Below are 15259 nucleotides of genomic sequence, written 5' to 3'. Positions count from 1 at the left end.
TCATTCCGCCGTATTCTCGCGCTCGCGCACTGCGTCGGCGAAAGCCAGGGCATCGCGATTGATCCCGACATTGTGCACACGAAAAATCGAAGCACCCTTCAACCGCAGGATGACGCTGGTTGCAGCTGTGCCAACGTCCCGCCCTTCGTCGCTGTCGCCGACCAGGTGATGGGCAAGCCGCTTGCGCGAGGTGCCGACGAGCCATGGAAAACCAAGAGCGCGCAGTTCGCCGAAGCGAGCCATGAGTTCAAGGTTCTCCTCTCCGCTCTTGGCGAAAGCGAAGCCTGGGTCCAGCACGATGCAGTCGTCCGGGATGCCGGCGTTGCGAGCGATCTCCAGCGATCTGTTCAGAAACAGGAACTGGTCGGCGATTACATCGGCCAATTTTTCCCGGTCGCGCCCGGTGTGCATGATGACGAGGCCAGCGCCGGCTTCCGCCGCGACGTGCGCAATGTCGGGCTCGCGCTGCAGGCCATGTACGTCGTTGACGATATGTGCGCCCGCCGCGACCGCGAGACGCGCCGTCTCGGCCCGATAGGTGTCAACCGAAACGATGCAGTCGCCGTCCGACGACAGCGCCTCGATGATCGGGAGGATACGCGATTGTTCCTCAAGCGCCGAAACGCTGCCGGCGCCGGGCCTGGTGGACTCGCCCCCGACATCAATGATCGTCGCGCCCTCGCCGATCATATGCCGTGCCCGTTCGAGTGCCCGCTCCGGCCTATCGCATTCTCCACCGTCGGAAAAGCTGTCCGGCGTAACGTTCAAGATGCCCATCAGTAACGATCTCGCACCAAGATCGAGATACCGTCCATGAGCAAGTTGCCAACGGTTCATCGGGCGAGCGCGGCGAGCATCGACGCCATGCCTCCCTGGTGATCGCTCGGACATAGTCTGCCGGGTGCATTCTCGCGAGGGATGCGGACCTCCGTGCCACGCAATACCGCAGTTGGTGTCGTGGTCATCGTCATTGTGGAATTCGCGTCGTATTCGATCTTTCGGTCGCCCAGGCTATCATAACCCCACAGTGCGAGAAGCGAATATTCGGGCGCCGCAGGGTGTGCGAAAGTCGCCGAGGCAGGAACCCACGGAGACGGCAATGGCAATTTCGATTTTCGGCTGGTGTCGTCAGTTCGGGCCAGAGATTAACGGAGCCATCGCCGCATAGGCGTCTGCCTCAATGAGTATGGACGGATTCACTCATGCGCAATATGTATGAGGATTAAGCCTGCCGTGGCGCTCACATTTTTGCCCGCATCGCTAAGGCAAGTAATGCTCGTTCAATGACGCTGCTAACGCCGCCCGCCTAAGTGTCGATATCAGGGGATCTGGTCAATGACCGACAACAAGTCAGACGTTACCAAGGATTGGCAAGCGACGCAGGGCCAGAAGTCCTCCGCCACGCGTCTTCGTCTTTTCGCCGCACTCTCGTGGATCGTCGCCATTGGCGGCGAAATCTACGGGATTATGCTGCTTCGCCAGAACAAATTCGATCAGGCACACCTGCCGCTGATCATCGGCCTTCTGGTCGGCATCGCGATTTTCGCAATCGCCGGCAACTTGCTGTGGAAGGCGGCGAACAGGCATGATCCGGCCCGTGCATCCGACACGGCCAGGTTCTTCTTCCAAAACCAGCTCGGCGCAATCATCACGCTGATTGCCTTTCTCCCGCTGGTTTTCCTCATCCTCACCGACAAAAACATGGACCCGCGGACCAAGAAGGTTGCCGGCGGCGTCGGCGCTGCGCTGGCCGTGCTCGCGACGGTCATGGGAATCAGCTTCAAACCCCCGTCGGTCGAACAATACACCCAGGATATGAACGCATGCGCAGCCCAGATCAAGTCGGGGCAGCCCACCACTGCCTGTTCGCCCGACGTCGCCGCTCAGGCGCAGGCGATCGCCACGGACACCGCCGCGGTGGCGGCGGCGACGCGAGACGCGAGCCATCCCGCAGGTCAGGACGTCGTCTACTGGATCGCGCCCGAAAACGGAGCCGCGAAGTCCACCGAGCCGCATGTTTTCCACCTCTGCGCAGGCGTGAGTCCGCTAAAGGACAAGACCGTGAATAGTGGCTCCGTGACGGAAGCCTACGCACAGAACGCCGTCCGCATCACGAAGCAGATCGATATGGAACAGAAGCAGTGCGGGTTCACAGCCACAACCAGCACCAACTGAACCTGGCTGCGCTCGATCGCGTCCAGCCGTCGGTCTTGTCGAGAGAATGGCGCGCAAGCGCAGATTCAGTATCGACTCGCCGGAGCAACGCTATTGGGCATGGCTCAGAGCCCTAGCAGTCCGGCATCGCGTTGCTTGCCAACAGTGACGGCCCGATGTCTCGGTCGAGCGTAAAGCGCTCGCAACGCTCGCCGTCGGACTCATCGATGAAGCTCTCGACAGGTTTGAATCCAAGCTTCGCAAATATCCGCACCGAGGCAAAATTGCGCGCCGCCGCTTCGCCCGTCACTCGTTCAAGCGCCAGAGTTTCGAAAGCGTAGCGGAGAACTTCGCGCGCCGCCTCGCTGCCCAGTCCGTGCCCCCAATGCGCACGCGCGAGCACAAATCCCAATGCGGCTGCCTTGGCGTCGGTTGCGCCGAAGGACAGGGTTATTGTCCCGATCGCTTCCGAAACTCCTACTTGATCTATGGACCACTGGATCGCCGTACCGTCAGCGAAACGCTGACGCGAACGGGCGAACCATCGCTCGCCCGCGCTTATGTCGTCGGGAACAGGATCGCCGGCAAGAGAGGCGGATTCGACATCCGTCGCGCGCGCAAACCATGCCGGGATATCCCGTTTTCTCGGCGCCCGAAGCACGAGCCTTGGTGTCGTGAGCTTGGGAAATCGGACAGTTTCCATCGAAGCATTTTCCACCTGAGGCGGCGCCAATGATAGCCGGAAAGCGGCAATCATAAGCAGCCGGCAAGCCCCCCGGAAAGCCGTCGGCAAGGCAGGCCGTCAACCCGCCAGGCGTCGGTCGCGCGATATGGACAGTCCCGCGAGAAGCGGAGCGTACGCGGCGAGCCTGCGGGATACGAATTCCGTGAAGAGCCGCACGCGCTTCGTCTTGCGTGTCTCCCCCTGCGTGAGAAGCCAGAGCGTTCCGTACATGTGCAGGTCGGTACCCGGCACCCTCACCAGCAGGGGGTCGGCATCTCCGACGAAGCACGGCAGTGTCGTGATCCCGAGCCCTTGCCGTACCGCAACGATCTGTGCCTCGGCGTCCGTGGTCCTGAATGGAACCCCCGTGGTGCGAACCTCGCCCTCGCGAGCCCAGCCCGGAATTCCATGAATGCTTATGACGATCCACCGGACGGGATCGGGCGCGCCCGCATGCCAGGCGGCGAGTCGATCGCGGGACATATAGACGCCGCCGAACAACTCCGGCCCCTTCAGGCCGTGAAGATTGAGCGGCAGGGTTTTGCGGTCATAGACGACGCGGATCGCCACGTCGGCCTCTCGGTTGGTCAGATTTGCCAGCTCGCCGGACGACAAGACGTCCATCTCGATGTCCGGATGCAGACGCGCGAACTCGGCGAAATCAGGCATGAGCAGGTGTGTCGCAAGGGTCGGAGCCAATGTCACCCGCAGAAGCCCGCGCACGCTCTGGTCGCGCCCGAAGACGCGTGTCTCCAACTGGTGCGACGACGCTTCCATCTGGTTCGCGAGCTCGAGCACCTCCTCGCCCGCAGCCGTCAGGCGGTAGCCCGAAGGCAGCTTTTCGAACATCTGCGCCCCAAGGCGTTCCTCGAGCTGTCCAACGCGTCGCAGCACGGTCGAGTGGTTCACACCGAGGCGCTCGCCGGCGGCCCGCACCGAGCCTCCGCGCGCCACGGCCAGAAAATAGCGAACATCATCCCAGTCGATCATGGCGCGATCCCGCACCGCGCGGTGCGCTTTCCAAAGCCCGTATCCAACGCAGTCGTACAGCAGTGTGGGCAGTTATCATAGCTTATGTCGACGAGCGCGGCCCAATTCCGAACGACGGACACCAATTCGTCGCGGCTGGCGGCAGTCGTCCGACCGGATCGATTTTGCACCACCGATGTGCGCACTTCCGCACTCAAAGCCTGACCCCTGCAGACTTATTTCCAGGCTCTCGGGGTTCTTCCCGAACGATCAAAGGCAGAGCCTGGAAGGAAAAGTCATGGGAAAGCTAAACGGGAAGGTTGCAGTCATCACCGGCGGCGCTACCGGCATCGGCCGCGCCGCGGCAAAGCGCTTCATCGAGGAGGGCGCCTTCGTCTTCATCTTCGGCCGCCGGCAGGAAACGCTCGACGCGGCTCTGGCCGAGCTCGGGCCCAATGCCCGCGCGGTGACGGGCTCGGTCTCGGATGAGGCCGACCTCGACCGACTCTACGCGACGGTAAAGGCCGAGCGCGGAACCCTCGACATCGTCTTCGCCAATGCCGGGGCGGGAAGCCAGCTTGCGCTCGGCGAGATCACTGCCGAGCACATTGACGAAACCTTCGACACCAATGTGAAGGGTACGATCTTCACTGTCCAGAAGGCGCTGCCCCTGATGGGCAAGGGCGGTTCGGTAATCCTGACCGGATCGAGCGCCGGCACCACGGGCGCCGCGGCAATGAGCGCCTACAGCGCGAGCAAGGCGGCAGTGCGCAACCTCGCGCGGACCTGGGCGGAGGACCTGAAGGGCACCGGCATCCGGGTCAACGTGCTATCGCCCGGGGCGACCGCCACCGAACTCGCGAAGGAAGCGCTGGGCGAGGAGGGCCAGAAGGTCTTCGCCGCGATGACGCCGCTCCAGCGAATGGCCGATCCGGCGGAGATCGGCGCCGTCGCCGCCTTTCTCGCGTCGTCGGACAGCAGCTTCATGACCGCCAGCGAGGTCGCCGTCGACGGGGGCCTTGCGCAACTCTGACGCGCCACGCCCGGCCGGCCACTTCCCTCAATTAACCAGCGCCGTTGAGGGCCGGGAATCGACATCAACACGGATCGGAGAAGTACTATGAGTTACGCGATTGTAGGATTCGGTAAAATAGGCCAAGCCCTCGCCCAGGCCTTCGCCCGTAAGAACATCAAGGTGGCCGTCGCGAGCCGGCGGCCGCCCGAGGCATTGGCGCCGCAGGCTCGGGCGATTGGACCCACGGTCATCGCCAAGTCGCTGCGGGATGCGCTCGAGGCCGACACAATTATCTTGGCGGTCCCGTTCTGGGAGCATCGCGAGGTCGCGAAGGCCCTGCCGGACTGGGAACGCAAGACGGTCATCGACGCGATGAACACTTTTGGAGTTCTCCCCGACGAGCTGGACGGTCTCCCGTCCTCGGCCTTCGTCGCGAAGGCGTTCACCGGCGCCAAGCTCGTCAAGGGGTTCAATCACTTGGCTGCGGCCACCCTGGCTGCCGATCCGATCGTCGAGGGCGGCCACCGGGTCGTCTTTCTGTCTGGTGACGACGAGGACGCGACCGCCCCCGTGGCGGCCTTGGCCAAACAACTCGGGTTCGCACCCGTCAAGCTGGGAAAGCTCGACGAGGGTGGCGCGCTTGTGCACGCACGCGGCCGCACTTGGGGCCACCTCATCTTCCAGGATTTGTTCAAGAAGGAGCAGTAGTCGATCTACGACCGCGTGATCGACGCCGAGACCTGGTCGCGCGCTAACTTCTTCGAGCAGCGCGCGACCGAATATTTGAAGACCACAAGGTCGCGAAGGCTGGGGTGGGCCTAACGGCGTATAGGCGCCGTTCGAAGAGCGGGGAGCCGTCAAGCCTGCGCCATGCGGCGGCCGCAATTTGTCGTAGAGCTTTGGGCTGCGGACTGACCGATTGCGCCGGCAGCAATGCCATGCGGCGGCGCAAAAAGGCACTTGGTTGCTGGGCAACGCCCTAAAAGGGCGGAAGTACCGCGGTCAGTCTAATGATCCCTGACCAGCTGCATGAAAGCCTCTATCGGACGTAGCGTTTGGCGAACCTTCAGACACGCCGCAAAGGATTGCGTGAACGGCTTGTGATCCGAGATCGAAAGCGCCGTCAAACGATCGTCCGGAAGGTACTCGGTCCTGGAAACAATGCCGGCGCCAAGGCCGGCTATGGCACGGTCCACGGGCGGGCCTATCGGCGCTTCACGGTTCGGCCACAGCACGATGCCATCATATTGCTTGGCGATCCACGTATCGATCACCTGGCCCATCTTGTTGTCGTCGAACTCGGCGTCGATGACCTCCAGTTCGATATTCGGATGGCGCTTGGCTTCCCAGGCGGCGGTGTCGGCGAGGCTGATCAGCCAGGGATGGTTGAAGCCATGGAAGAGGAGGCCGATGCGATATTTCTTGCTGGCGTCGAGCACCGGACCTTCAGGCAACGGCAGATAATCCGTGAAAGGCGCCTTGATCTGCAGCTTGCTGTAAGGGCCGACGAAGCTGGCGCCCATGCCCGGCTTCCAGACGAATCCGCCGGCGAGGTCCCCGACCGGATAGACGTCGAGATAGTCCCGGAACCGTCCTTTTCGAACAGCGCACTGACGTCGGCATTCGATATGCCCGCCTTGGCTTCGTCGGAGTATTTCTTGATCAGGCCATTGAGAACGGCGTGGACGGAGTCTTCGGCGAAGGCCGGAACTGTCGTCAGCGGTGCAGCAGCGAGAACGGAAAGCGCCGCGGCTGTCTTCAGCAGATGGCGACGTGATAATTTCAGCATTTTAGGTCTCCTCCATATTTGCTTTCAGCCCGGGATATATCCCGACAAGTTCAAGTCACTCCTCCTTCCACCAGGATGTGGACGTAGCCGTCCGACACCTTGGTTTCGTAGGTCTTCAGCCGCTCGGTAACGGGCGGTGAAAGCGGTGTGCCGGTGGGGATGTGGAACAGTCCCTGATGCAAAGGACACTCCACCGTCTGGCCGTCGATATAGCCTTCCGAAAGGAAGGCGTGGGCGTGCGTGCAAATGCCTGAAGTGGCGTAGAACTTGCCGGCAAGATTAAAGATGGCGATACATACCCCCTGGTGCTCGATGCGCGTCGCATCGTCGACAGGAAGACTGTCGGCACGGACCGCCTGGATCCACTGCCTGCTTTCTGGATTAGTCTGCGCGTCCATGCGCCTCCCCATGTCCGTTTGTTTCGTTTATTTTCGTTCTCTTTCCTTCGCTCGCAAATTCATTGTGGGAATAGAGATATCGATGAACCCCATGCCGAGTGATCGACCACAGGCAAGCAATCGCCGAAAATACGGCTGCATGGCAGCCGGACGCGGCGATATGTCAGGCACGGAGATCTATCGGAGGGTTCGAACCGGTCGTGCCCGAGACAATGCGCGAAGCGCCAATCTGGTGATCAGAAACAATGCCCTCACGTCCATCGCGATGCGAACGGCCGGAGGGGCCTGCAATTCGTGCACGGAACGCTCCAAAGGAGCCGGAAACGCGAACTTGGAAGCGGGCTGCCAAGGCAGCATCAAGCCGGCAATTGGCGACGATAGTGACTTGCTAGCTCGCTTCGAGGATGGAAAAATCGTCTGGGGCAGATGTACCAAAACACTGATCCCGTATGCCGAAGATCGTGGACCGTGAATGGCTCTAGCGGTAACCTTCCTTCTTCGCCCGAACGCTTCCTCGGAGATGGAGTCAGCGGGAAGCGTCATCAGAAACGTCCGTAGTCGATCACGCTGCTCTGGCTGCGCGAGCTTGCGATCGAGATATTCCACCCGCTGTTCTTCGAGCTTGGCCAGCCGCGCCTGCTCGGCACGCCGCTGGCGGGCAATCTCCACGAGCCGTGCCCGCTCGTGGGTGAAGCGGAACACGCTTGTTCGTTCAGATCGCGGCGAGCGCGATCTTTCGCAAATCGTCGGCGTAGAGTTCCGGCGTTTCCCAGGCCGGAAAATGCCCGCCACGCGGAAAGACGGTGTAACTCTGCACATTGTAGAGCCGCTCGGCCCGCTCGCGCGGCGCGAGCGCCAGATCATGTGGCCACATCGCGACGGCGGTGGGGACATGCACGAAGTCATCTGCCCGCAGCGGCGGCCGCAGCCGGGCGGCATCGTAATAGTAGCGGACAGACGACCCGATCGTGTTGGTCATCCAGTAGATCATCAGGGTGTCAATCAAGGCTTCGAGGGGCCAGACAGAGAAGACGTCGCCATCGCAGTCCGTCCAGGCCCGGAATTTCTCGACAATCCACGAGGCTAGGCCAACAGGACTGTCGGCAAGCCCAAAGGCGAGAGTTTGTGGCCTCGAGCTCTGGATCGCCTGATAGCCCCCTTCCTCCCGGCTCCACAGTTGGAGGCGCTCGTCATAGTCGATCTCGGCCTTCGACAGGGGCGATGCATCTTCTGGAATCGGCTTCGGCGCGACCGCCGAGACATGGAGAGCCAGCAAACGCGCCGGATACCGAAGCGCTATCCGGGTGGCAAGGCCGGAGCCGATGTCAGTCCCGGCCACGAGGAACCGCCCATAGCCCAGCATCGTCATCAACTTCGGATAGAGGTCGCTGGGCTCCGCCTCGTAGGGCCGGGTTGGCCTGTCCGAGTAGCCGAAGCCGGGCATGGTGGGAATCACGACATCGAATGCCGGCGTTCCCTGGGTAAGCAGCGGTGCTATACGCTGAAACTCCACGAAGCTTGACGGCCAGCCGTTCATCAGCAGTAGCGGGATCGATCCCCTTTGGCCGCTGCGAAAATGCAGAAAGTGTATGCCATGGCCGTCGACCGTCGTCCGGAAATGGGGAAGCTGGTTAAGCCGGTCTCGTCGCTGCGCCCAGTCATAGCCGTCACGCCAGAAATCGATGAACTGGTTGAGGACGCCGCGCTCGGTTCCCATGGTCCAGTCGTCAGTTACCGCGTCGGCCCAACGCGTCCGTGCGAGGCGGCTACGAAGGTCAGCGGCCTGGTCCGCATCATAGGGAATCTGGAAGGGAGTGATCATGATCGATTCCTTGGCTGTAGTGCAGCGGAGGGCTGATGTCGGTGGTTCAGCCGATATCGACGTTCATAGCGAAGTTCCAGGTGCCGGCGCCGTTTTTGGCGAGGCCAATCATCATCAAACCGAGCGCCTCCACCGTCTGGGCCATGTGCAAGCCGCCCACGTCGAGCGGACGCAGCCCGAGACTTTCGAGGAACGTCGAGACGCGCGCTTTCGCCTCCGCATCGTCGGCTGCGATGAACGCGTCGAGCCGTCCACCCTTCGCAAGCACGTGACCAAAGATCGTGTTGAATGCCTTCACAACATGCGCGCCGGCGGGGAGGCCCTTTGCGGTCTCCTGCGCGCCGGAACTGCCGTGGGGCGTGACGAGGCCCGAGAGGTCGGGGGCAACCGGGTTGGCGATGTCGACGATCACCTTGCCATCGAGCGCTTTCCCAAAGTCGGCTACCGCCGCCGCGGCACCGCTGTACGGCACGGCGAGGATGACGATGTCGCCCGCGGGGGCGGCGCCGTATGTCCCGGTGGTCGCTCCGACTCCAAGTTGGTCGACGAGCACCCGCGCCTTGGCGGGGTCGCGGCTGACAACCTCGACGGTATGTCCGGCCTTGGCGGCACGGCCCGCGATCGCGGCGGCCATGGCTCCTGAGCCGATGATGCTGATAGTGCTCATGTGTTGTCTCCTTGTGAGTTGGGTGGACGGATCACGGGATCGCGATACGATCCGCCGGGAAGTAGTGGCCGTTGTCGAGGTCCTCGAGCAGGCCCGGCTGAGCTGGCTCCCAGCCGAGCGTCTGGCGGGTGATGGCGTTGGACGCCGGAAGGTCCAGCGTGACCAAGTTCGCGAGAAAGCCGAAGAAGCCTGGCAACATCAGTACGTCCGCAGGGATGGGCACAGCAGGCATGCCCATACGGCTGCCAATGGCCTCAGCGATCTCGCGGAACCGGATGCCCTCGCCCTCAATCCCGTGCCAATATTTGCCAGCCGGCCCCTTCTCCAGCGCCAGGCGGAACAGGGAGGCCAGGTCGCGGGCATGCACAGCCGGCCAGAGGTTCGCGCCGTCTCCGGGGTAACCGATTACGCCCTTCTCCTTCGCGAGACCGATCAGCAGCTGGAGGAAGCCGGCATCGGTCGTGCTGTGCGCGATGGGAGGAATTCGGACGACCGAAGACCGCACGCCCCGTCCCGCTATGCCGATCACGGCGAGTTCCACGGCGTTGCGAACCCGCAGGGTGCCCTTGTATGCTTCGCCGCCGGGAAGAGCCGGATCTTCCTCGGTGGCTGGCCGGCCCAGGCCTTCCCACCCCGGCGAGCCGATGCTCCCTGAGACGACGAGCGGCTTTCCGGTCCCCGCCAGCGCCTCGCCGTAGGCGAGCATGATCTGGAGCTCCGCGGCTGCCACGGCGTCGATCCCGCCGGAGGGCAGCAGGTCTTGCCGGTGCGCGACGTGGATGACGCCGTCGGACTCCGCCGCCGCGACCTTGAGCCCATCGAGGTCGGTGATATCCCCGCGACGTACCTTGGCGCCGAGTGCCGATACCGCAGTCGCGGACGTGTCCGACCGGGCCAGGCCAATGACCTCATGTCCGGCCGCGATGAGCTCGGGGATGACATACGAACCGATATGGCCGGTCCCGCCAGTAACGAAAACGCGCATGCTGCTGCTCCTTGGGTAATGTGATGCGAGACGTGGTGCCGCGGGCTCAGCCGAGGAGGCTGACGCGGATTGAGAAGTTGGTGTGTTTGACGGAGTGGGTCATGAGGCCCAGCCACAGCATGCAGGCGTGCTCCAGCGTTCGGGCCATAATCAGCCGCCCGGTATCCATCGGACGTAGTCCGAGGCTGTCGATGAACGCCGAGACGCGCGCCTTCGCTTGAGAGTCGTCCCCGGCGATGAACACGTCCAATGGATGGCCCCCGATTGGACCGGCAGCCAAGACCCGGGCGTTCTGGGTGTTGAACGCCTTGACGATAGTGGCATTGGCAGGAGCAACCTTGGCGATCTCCTGCGCGCCGAAACTGTCTTCAGGAGTCAAGAAACCCGTGAAGTCGGATTTGATGGGGTTGGTGATGTCGACAATGAGCTTGCCTGCCAGCTTTTCGCCGTACTGCTTCACCACGTCGAGAACGGCCGAATAGGGAACCGCCAGGATGACAATGTCCCCGACCGGAGCGGCGCCAAAATGTTCCGGTCGTCGCGCCGGCTCCGACCTGCTCGGCCGGCGCCCGCGACTTGGCACTGTCGCGGCTCATCACCTCGACGGTGTGTCCGGCCTTGGCGACAAGGTCGCCGATCGCTGCGGTCATACCGCCTGACCCGATGATGCTGATAGTGCTCATGTTCATTTTCCTTGCGGGGCGGGCAGCGCCTTTGTTGCCATTTGTGCAGACGCACTCTATTTAGTGGTTCACCGATCCGCTTAGTAACTGGATCATCGATCCACATATACGGATCACTGATCCGCTTATCAAGGCATCTCATGCGAGCCGACGCAAAAAAAAATTACAGCCATATCCTCGCGGTCGCGCGTGACGTCGTCGCCGAGCACGGTATCAATGCGTCCATGCGCGATATCGCCCGTCGGGCCGAGGTCGGGTTAGCCACGCTGCTTCGTCATTTCCCGACGCGAGAAGCCCTGTTCGAGGCGCTGCTGTGTACGAATCTGGACGCACTGACTCAGAGGGCAGATGAACTCGAAACCTCGGATTCGCCTGACGAAGCGCTCATCTCCTGGTTCCAGGAGTGGTTGGCGTTCGCCCAAAGCTATAGGGGCGTCGTCGCCATGATGGCCGCCGCCCACACGAATCCGAATTCCGCTCTTTACGCTTCATGCGCAGCGGTGCACTCGGCGAGCGCGCGACTGCTGCTCCGCGCACAGGCCGAAGGCGCGGCGCGGCCCGACATGAATGGGGATGACCTGTTCGCCCTGATGACGGCGCTCGGCTGGGCGGTCGACCAACCCTCATTCGCGCCGCGGGCCGATCATCTCTTTCGCATCATTACGGGCGCCATCCTGGCGAACCCGTCGACCGGATCGGCTTCTGCTGCGCTCGACCGTCAAAACTAAGTATTTCATCATACTGCTGACGAGAGGCGGAGCACTTCATCGTTTGCTTCCAAGCATCACCTCGGCCGCACGCATCGGATAGTGCTCGATCCGATGCGTGCATCGTGTCCCTGCCGGTGGGGACGTCATGTTCATCAGTCAAACTTGACCAGGTCCTTGAAGACCAGCCGGCCCCAGCTGTTCCTGCGCGCCTGCACGAGCAGTCGCCTTCGGAAAGCCCGCCTAGCTTTATCGGCGCAAAGCCGAGATTTTCCGCGAGCGTACCAATCTGCGCCGCGGCGTCTTCATCATCGCTCGCCAGGAATATGACTCTCCTGCCGCCCTTTACGGCCGGATCCTGTCAAGGATGGCAGCGATCAAATGATTGAAACCCTTGACCAGTTTGCACCTGAGAAGGCCTGCTCAATGAACTTGGAAGACGGCTGTCAGAGTTGGGCTAGGCCGCCGTCGACCGCTACCTCGCTGTCATGAAGCTGCTGTCCGATGAGGCGAGGAAGGGTGCCGCCGCCCCGAGCTCTGCCGGATCGCCCATGCGCTGAAACGCAGTCATTGAGCCTTAAGCCTTCCAGCCGTCCTCTCCGAGCGCTTCGGTCGCGAGTTCGGTCGCGATGCAAGCGGGAATAGCTGCAAAGTCCAAGCTGAAACGTAAGTGTACCGCTTCTCAGGCCGCATACGGAACGGCCGGTTTCGGAATCGCCGTGCACACTCCTGACCGACGACAATGGGGCTGCCGGCTTGCGAGTTGAGCCGCCTCTCCTTAGGGCCGCCATCTGTCAGGTTACGATCACCAGAAGGCGCAAGCGAACAGAGTGATTGAAAAGGAACTCGATTCCTGTCGCGAACGAACTCGGTCGCCTCGCGCGCCAATTTGCTGTCCGGGATCTTGATCCTGGAAATCACGTTACCATTCATTATTCTGCTCCATCAATTCTCGAGAACGGCCTGGGGCGTATTCCGAAAGCTGATGGCCATTCGGTTGTAGCTGTTCATCAGGCTGATCGCGATCGTCAGGTCGACGAGCTGCTTTTCATCGAAGACGGCACGCACGGCTTCATAGGCGGCGTCCGGAACCCCGGTCTGTGCAACATTGGTCACGCTCTCGGCCCAGCGAAGCGCGGCGCGCTCTCTCTCGCTGAACAGGCTGCCGCCTTCCTGCCAGGCTTGCACCAGCGCGATCTTCTCGATCTTCACGCCCTTCTTGACGAGGTCACGCGTGTGCATGTCAAGGCAATAGGCGCAGTTGTTGATCTGGGAGACCCGCAGATAGACGAGCTCGACCAGTTCGGCAGGCAAGCCGCTCTGGAGAACATAGCCGTAGACGGTGCCGAGCGCCTTGGCGCCGCTCGGGGCGATCTGGTTGTAGTCGAGCCTCTTGGCCATCGTTCCGATCCGTTCAATTGAGGGGAGTAGTGAGGGCCTTGTCGTCGGAATCGACGACGAAGACCGCAAGCAGCTTCGCTGGCCTGGTCTTGCTGGCGTTGCGGCTGACCGAATGGGTTGCGTTGGGCAGCTCCGACCAACTCTCGCCCGCTTTGTAGATGCGGGTCTCGCCATCGTTCACCTTGGACTCGATCTCGCCCGAGACGACATAGGCGAAGATAAAGGCGGACCTGGCATGCCGGTGCGGCTGGGAAGCGGCGCCCGGCGCATAATCGACCTCGACGACGACCATCGATTTGCCGGGGATGTTCGGGATCACCTGCTCGAACTTCGGCGTGACCGTCTCCGATTGGTCGTCCTGCGCCCAGGCCGGCCCGACGATGGCAATCGCGGCGCAGGCGGCGGTGAAAATGGCACGAATTCGCATTGGCATCTCCTTGCCCGTATAGATGCCGGCGAATCGGGCCAGGAAAAAGCACCAAGAACGCAAAAAAATCGTGTACTGAGGCTTCATGAGCAAGCCGCTGGACCTGGATTTGGATCGCGCCGCCAAGACTTCCCTTGCGGAGCAAATTCGCAAGGGCGTGGCCGTCGCAATCGAGGAAGGCGCGCTGGAACCAGGCGCACGGTTGCCCTCATGGCAGGACCTGGCAGCACAGCTGGGCGTCGCGCGCGGCACTGTCCGGACAGCCTATGAGAAGCTCGCGGCCGCCCAGTTGATCGAGGCAACGCCAGCCGAGGGAACGCGCGTCGCAAAGCGCCCCCGCGCCGTCGCGATATCCGAGCCGGTGCCGGACGAAGGCTCCTTCATGCGGATTTATCAGGAGATGACGCAGGGTCCCGGCATCTTCCAGATGGGCATCCCCGCAAGCGATATCTTCCCCGCCACCTTGTTCGCGCGGATGCGCGCGCACGCCATCCGCGCCGAAGCCGCTGCCGCCCCCCTCTACCCCGATCCTCGCGGCGAACTCGAGTTGAGGCGGGAAATCGCTGGCTACCTCGCCGTAGCACGGGGCATCATCTGTCTGCCGTCGCAGGTCATTGTCACTGGAGGTTTCGGTGCGGGGCTCGGCCTGGCGCTATCCGTTCTGAAGCTGGCGGGGGAGACCGCCTGGATCGAGGAGCCCAGTTTCCCATGGACCCGAAAGGGGCTCGAACTCGCCGGTTTGTCTCTCGCTCCGGTCCCGGTCGATTGCAACGGCATCGATCTCGATGACGCACTGTGCCAGCATCCGACCGCGAAGCTTGCCCTGGTCACACCGGGTCAACATGCGCCGCTCGGCTCGACCTTGTCGCTCGAGCGGCGCCTGCGCCTGCTCGAATGGGCAGCTTCGACCCAGGCCTGGGTGATCGAAGACGATTATCTGAGCGAGCTTCAGCTGACCGGCAGGGCCGCGCCGGCGCTCGCGTCGCTCGACCGCGACGGGCGCGTCATTCACATCGGGTCCTTCAGCAAGACAATCAGCCCGACCCTTCGGCTGGGTTTCGTGATCGTGCCGGCCAGCCTCGTATGCGCTTTCGCTGAAGTCGCGGCGTGCTTAGCGCCCGCCCCGGGGCCGGCAGTGCAGCTCGCGACCGCCGAATTCATGCGGGAGGGCCACTATATTCGCCATCTCCGCCGCACGAAGCGGGCCTATGTCGCAAGGCGCGCGACGTTGCTCGAGCAGCTTTGGGCGAATGTGAATGCTGACCAGATTGCAACGCCGGGCCTGGCCGTGCTGCTGAAGCTGCCGAGGGAAATATCGGACATTGCCGTGGCGCGCGAGGTTTCGGCCTTCGGGATGTCCCCCGCACCGCTCTCCGCGTGGTATGCGTCGCCCGCCACTGCCGAATCCGGCCTCTTGCTCGGGGTCGCCACCACGCCGGGCAAGAACCTGGCAAAATCCTGTGATCGGCTCTTCGAGGCGATTAGGCGGATCGACGGCGGACAGCCGATTTGAGACTG

Annotated in this window: 17 protein-coding genes and 2 pseudogenes; 5 read left to right on the top strand and 14 right to left on the bottom strand. The window is 62.5% G+C overall.

Translation table 11 applies throughout. From position 1 onward, the window contains the following. Complete coding sequence (gene folP / locus FJ951_RS11525; protein ID WP_246671716.1) at positions 1-777, bottom strand: dihydropteroate synthase; 777 nt, start codon at positions 775-777, stop codon at positions 1-3. 558 nt (positions 778-1335) lie between these two features. On the opposite strand from folP, the gene FJ951_RS11520 reads away from it, so the two are divergent. Beyond that, a complete protein-coding gene (locus FJ951_RS11520) occupies positions 1336-2175 on the top strand; it encodes a hypothetical protein (protein ID WP_140515124.1) in 840 nt (279 codons plus the stop codon). A gap of 112 nt (positions 2176-2287) precedes the next feature. On the opposite strand, the gene FJ951_RS11515 is transcribed toward FJ951_RS11520, so the two are convergent. Next, positions 2288-2857, bottom strand: coding sequence for a GNAT family N-acetyltransferase (locus FJ951_RS11515; RefSeq protein ID WP_140498264.1), 570 nt, complete (start codon positions 2855-2857; stop codon positions 2288-2290). Positions 2858-2956: 99 nt separating this feature from the next. Next, the gene (locus FJ951_RS11510; RefSeq protein ID WP_140515123.1) at positions 2957-3868 is read right to left on the bottom strand and encodes a LysR family transcriptional regulator; all 912 of its coding nucleotides are present in this window, start codon (positions 3866-3868) and stop codon (positions 2957-2959) included. Positions 3869-4145: 277 nt separating this feature from the next. On the opposite strand from FJ951_RS11510, the gene FJ951_RS11505 reads away from it, so the two are divergent. Continuing rightward, complete coding sequence (locus FJ951_RS11505) at positions 4146-4880, top strand: SDR family oxidoreductase (protein ID WP_140515122.1); 735 nt, start codon at positions 4146-4148, stop codon at positions 4878-4880. Positions 4881-4967: 87 nt separating this feature from the next. Then, a complete protein-coding gene (locus tag FJ951_RS11500; protein WP_140515121.1) occupies positions 4968-5570 on the top strand; it encodes an NADPH-dependent F420 reductase in 603 nt (200 codons plus the stop codon). A gap of 299 nt (positions 5571-5869) precedes the next feature. On the opposite strand, the gene FJ951_RS11495 is transcribed toward FJ951_RS11500, so the two are convergent. The 7 genes from FJ951_RS11495 to FJ951_RS11465 all read right to left on the bottom strand — a co-directional run bounded on the left by FJ951_RS11495 (position 5870) and on the right by FJ951_RS11465 (position 11106). Next, entirely contained in the window at positions 5870-6385 is a 516-nt protein-coding gene (locus tag FJ951_RS11495; protein WP_140515120.1) for a hypothetical protein, read from the bottom strand. 316 nt (positions 6386-6701) lie between these two features. Beyond that, positions 6702-7049, bottom strand: a complete 348-nt coding sequence (locus tag FJ951_RS11490; RefSeq protein WP_181167172.1) for a non-heme iron oxygenase ferredoxin subunit — start codon at positions 7047-7049, stop codon at positions 6702-6704. Between the two features lie 177 nt (positions 7050-7226). Continuing rightward, the gene (locus FJ951_RS11485; protein WP_140515119.1) at positions 7227-7751 is read right to left on the bottom strand and encodes a hypothetical protein; all 525 of its coding nucleotides are present in this window, start codon (positions 7749-7751) and stop codon (positions 7227-7229) included. 10 nt (positions 7752-7761) lie between these two features. After that, entirely contained in the window at positions 7762-8871 is a 1110-nt protein-coding gene (locus tag FJ951_RS11480) for an epoxide hydrolase family protein (RefSeq protein WP_140515118.1), read from the bottom strand. Between the two features lie 46 nt (positions 8872-8917). After that, the gene (locus tag FJ951_RS11475; RefSeq protein ID WP_140515117.1) at positions 8918-9538 is read right to left on the bottom strand and encodes an NAD(P)-binding domain-containing protein; all 621 of its coding nucleotides are present in this window, start codon (positions 9536-9538) and stop codon (positions 8918-8920) included. Positions 9539-9569: 31 nt separating this feature from the next. Continuing rightward, positions 9570-10523, bottom strand: a complete 954-nt coding sequence (locus tag FJ951_RS11470; RefSeq protein WP_140515116.1) for an SDR family oxidoreductase — start codon at positions 10521-10523, stop codon at positions 9570-9572. Positions 10524-10569: 46 nt separating this feature from the next. Then, complete coding sequence (locus FJ951_RS11465; protein WP_210239743.1) at positions 10570-11106, bottom strand: NAD(P)-binding domain-containing protein; 537 nt, start codon at positions 11104-11106, stop codon at positions 10570-10572. A gap of 240 nt (positions 11107-11346) precedes the next feature. On the opposite strand from FJ951_RS11465, the gene FJ951_RS11460 reads away from it, so the two are divergent. Then, complete coding sequence (locus tag FJ951_RS11460; protein WP_140498277.1) at positions 11347-11934, top strand: TetR/AcrR family transcriptional regulator; 588 nt, start codon at positions 11347-11349, stop codon at positions 11932-11934. A 134-nt stretch (positions 11935-12068) separates the two neighbouring features. Here the strand turns inward: FJ951_RS11460 and FJ951_RS28745 are convergent. The 4 genes and pseudogenes from FJ951_RS28745 to FJ951_RS11440 all read right to left on the bottom strand — a co-directional run. Next, positions 12069-12359: pseudogene (locus FJ951_RS28745) on the bottom strand (NADP oxidoreductase coenzyme); the annotation flags it as partial. Next, positions 12360-12541: pseudogene (locus tag FJ951_RS11450) on the bottom strand (SDR family oxidoreductase); the annotation flags it as partial. Between the two features lie 317 nt (positions 12542-12858). Further along, entirely contained in the window at positions 12859-13314 is a 456-nt protein-coding gene (locus FJ951_RS11445; RefSeq protein WP_140498278.1) for a carboxymuconolactone decarboxylase family protein, read from the bottom strand. 13 nt (positions 13315-13327) lie between these two features. Beyond that, positions 13328-13741: a cupin domain-containing protein gene (locus FJ951_RS11440; protein WP_140515115.1), complete on the bottom strand. Its 414-nt coding sequence runs from the start codon at positions 13739-13741 to the stop codon at positions 13328-13330. A gap of 85 nt (positions 13742-13826) precedes the next feature. Between FJ951_RS11440 and FJ951_RS11435 the strand changes: the two genes are divergently transcribed. Then, positions 13827-15254, top strand: a complete 1428-nt coding sequence (locus FJ951_RS11435) for a PLP-dependent aminotransferase family protein (RefSeq protein ID WP_140515114.1) — start codon at positions 13827-13829, stop codon at positions 15252-15254. Positions 15255-15259 lie beyond the last annotated feature (5 nt).

Origin of the sequence: Mesorhizobium sp. B2-2-3, assembly GCF_006442405.1 — a bacterium.
Taxonomy (GTDB): Bacteria; Pseudomonadota; Alphaproteobacteria; order Rhizobiales; family Rhizobiaceae; genus Mesorhizobium.
The sequence above is the reverse complement of the archived record's forward strand: the minus strand, read 5'-3'. Positions and strand labels throughout refer to the sequence as shown.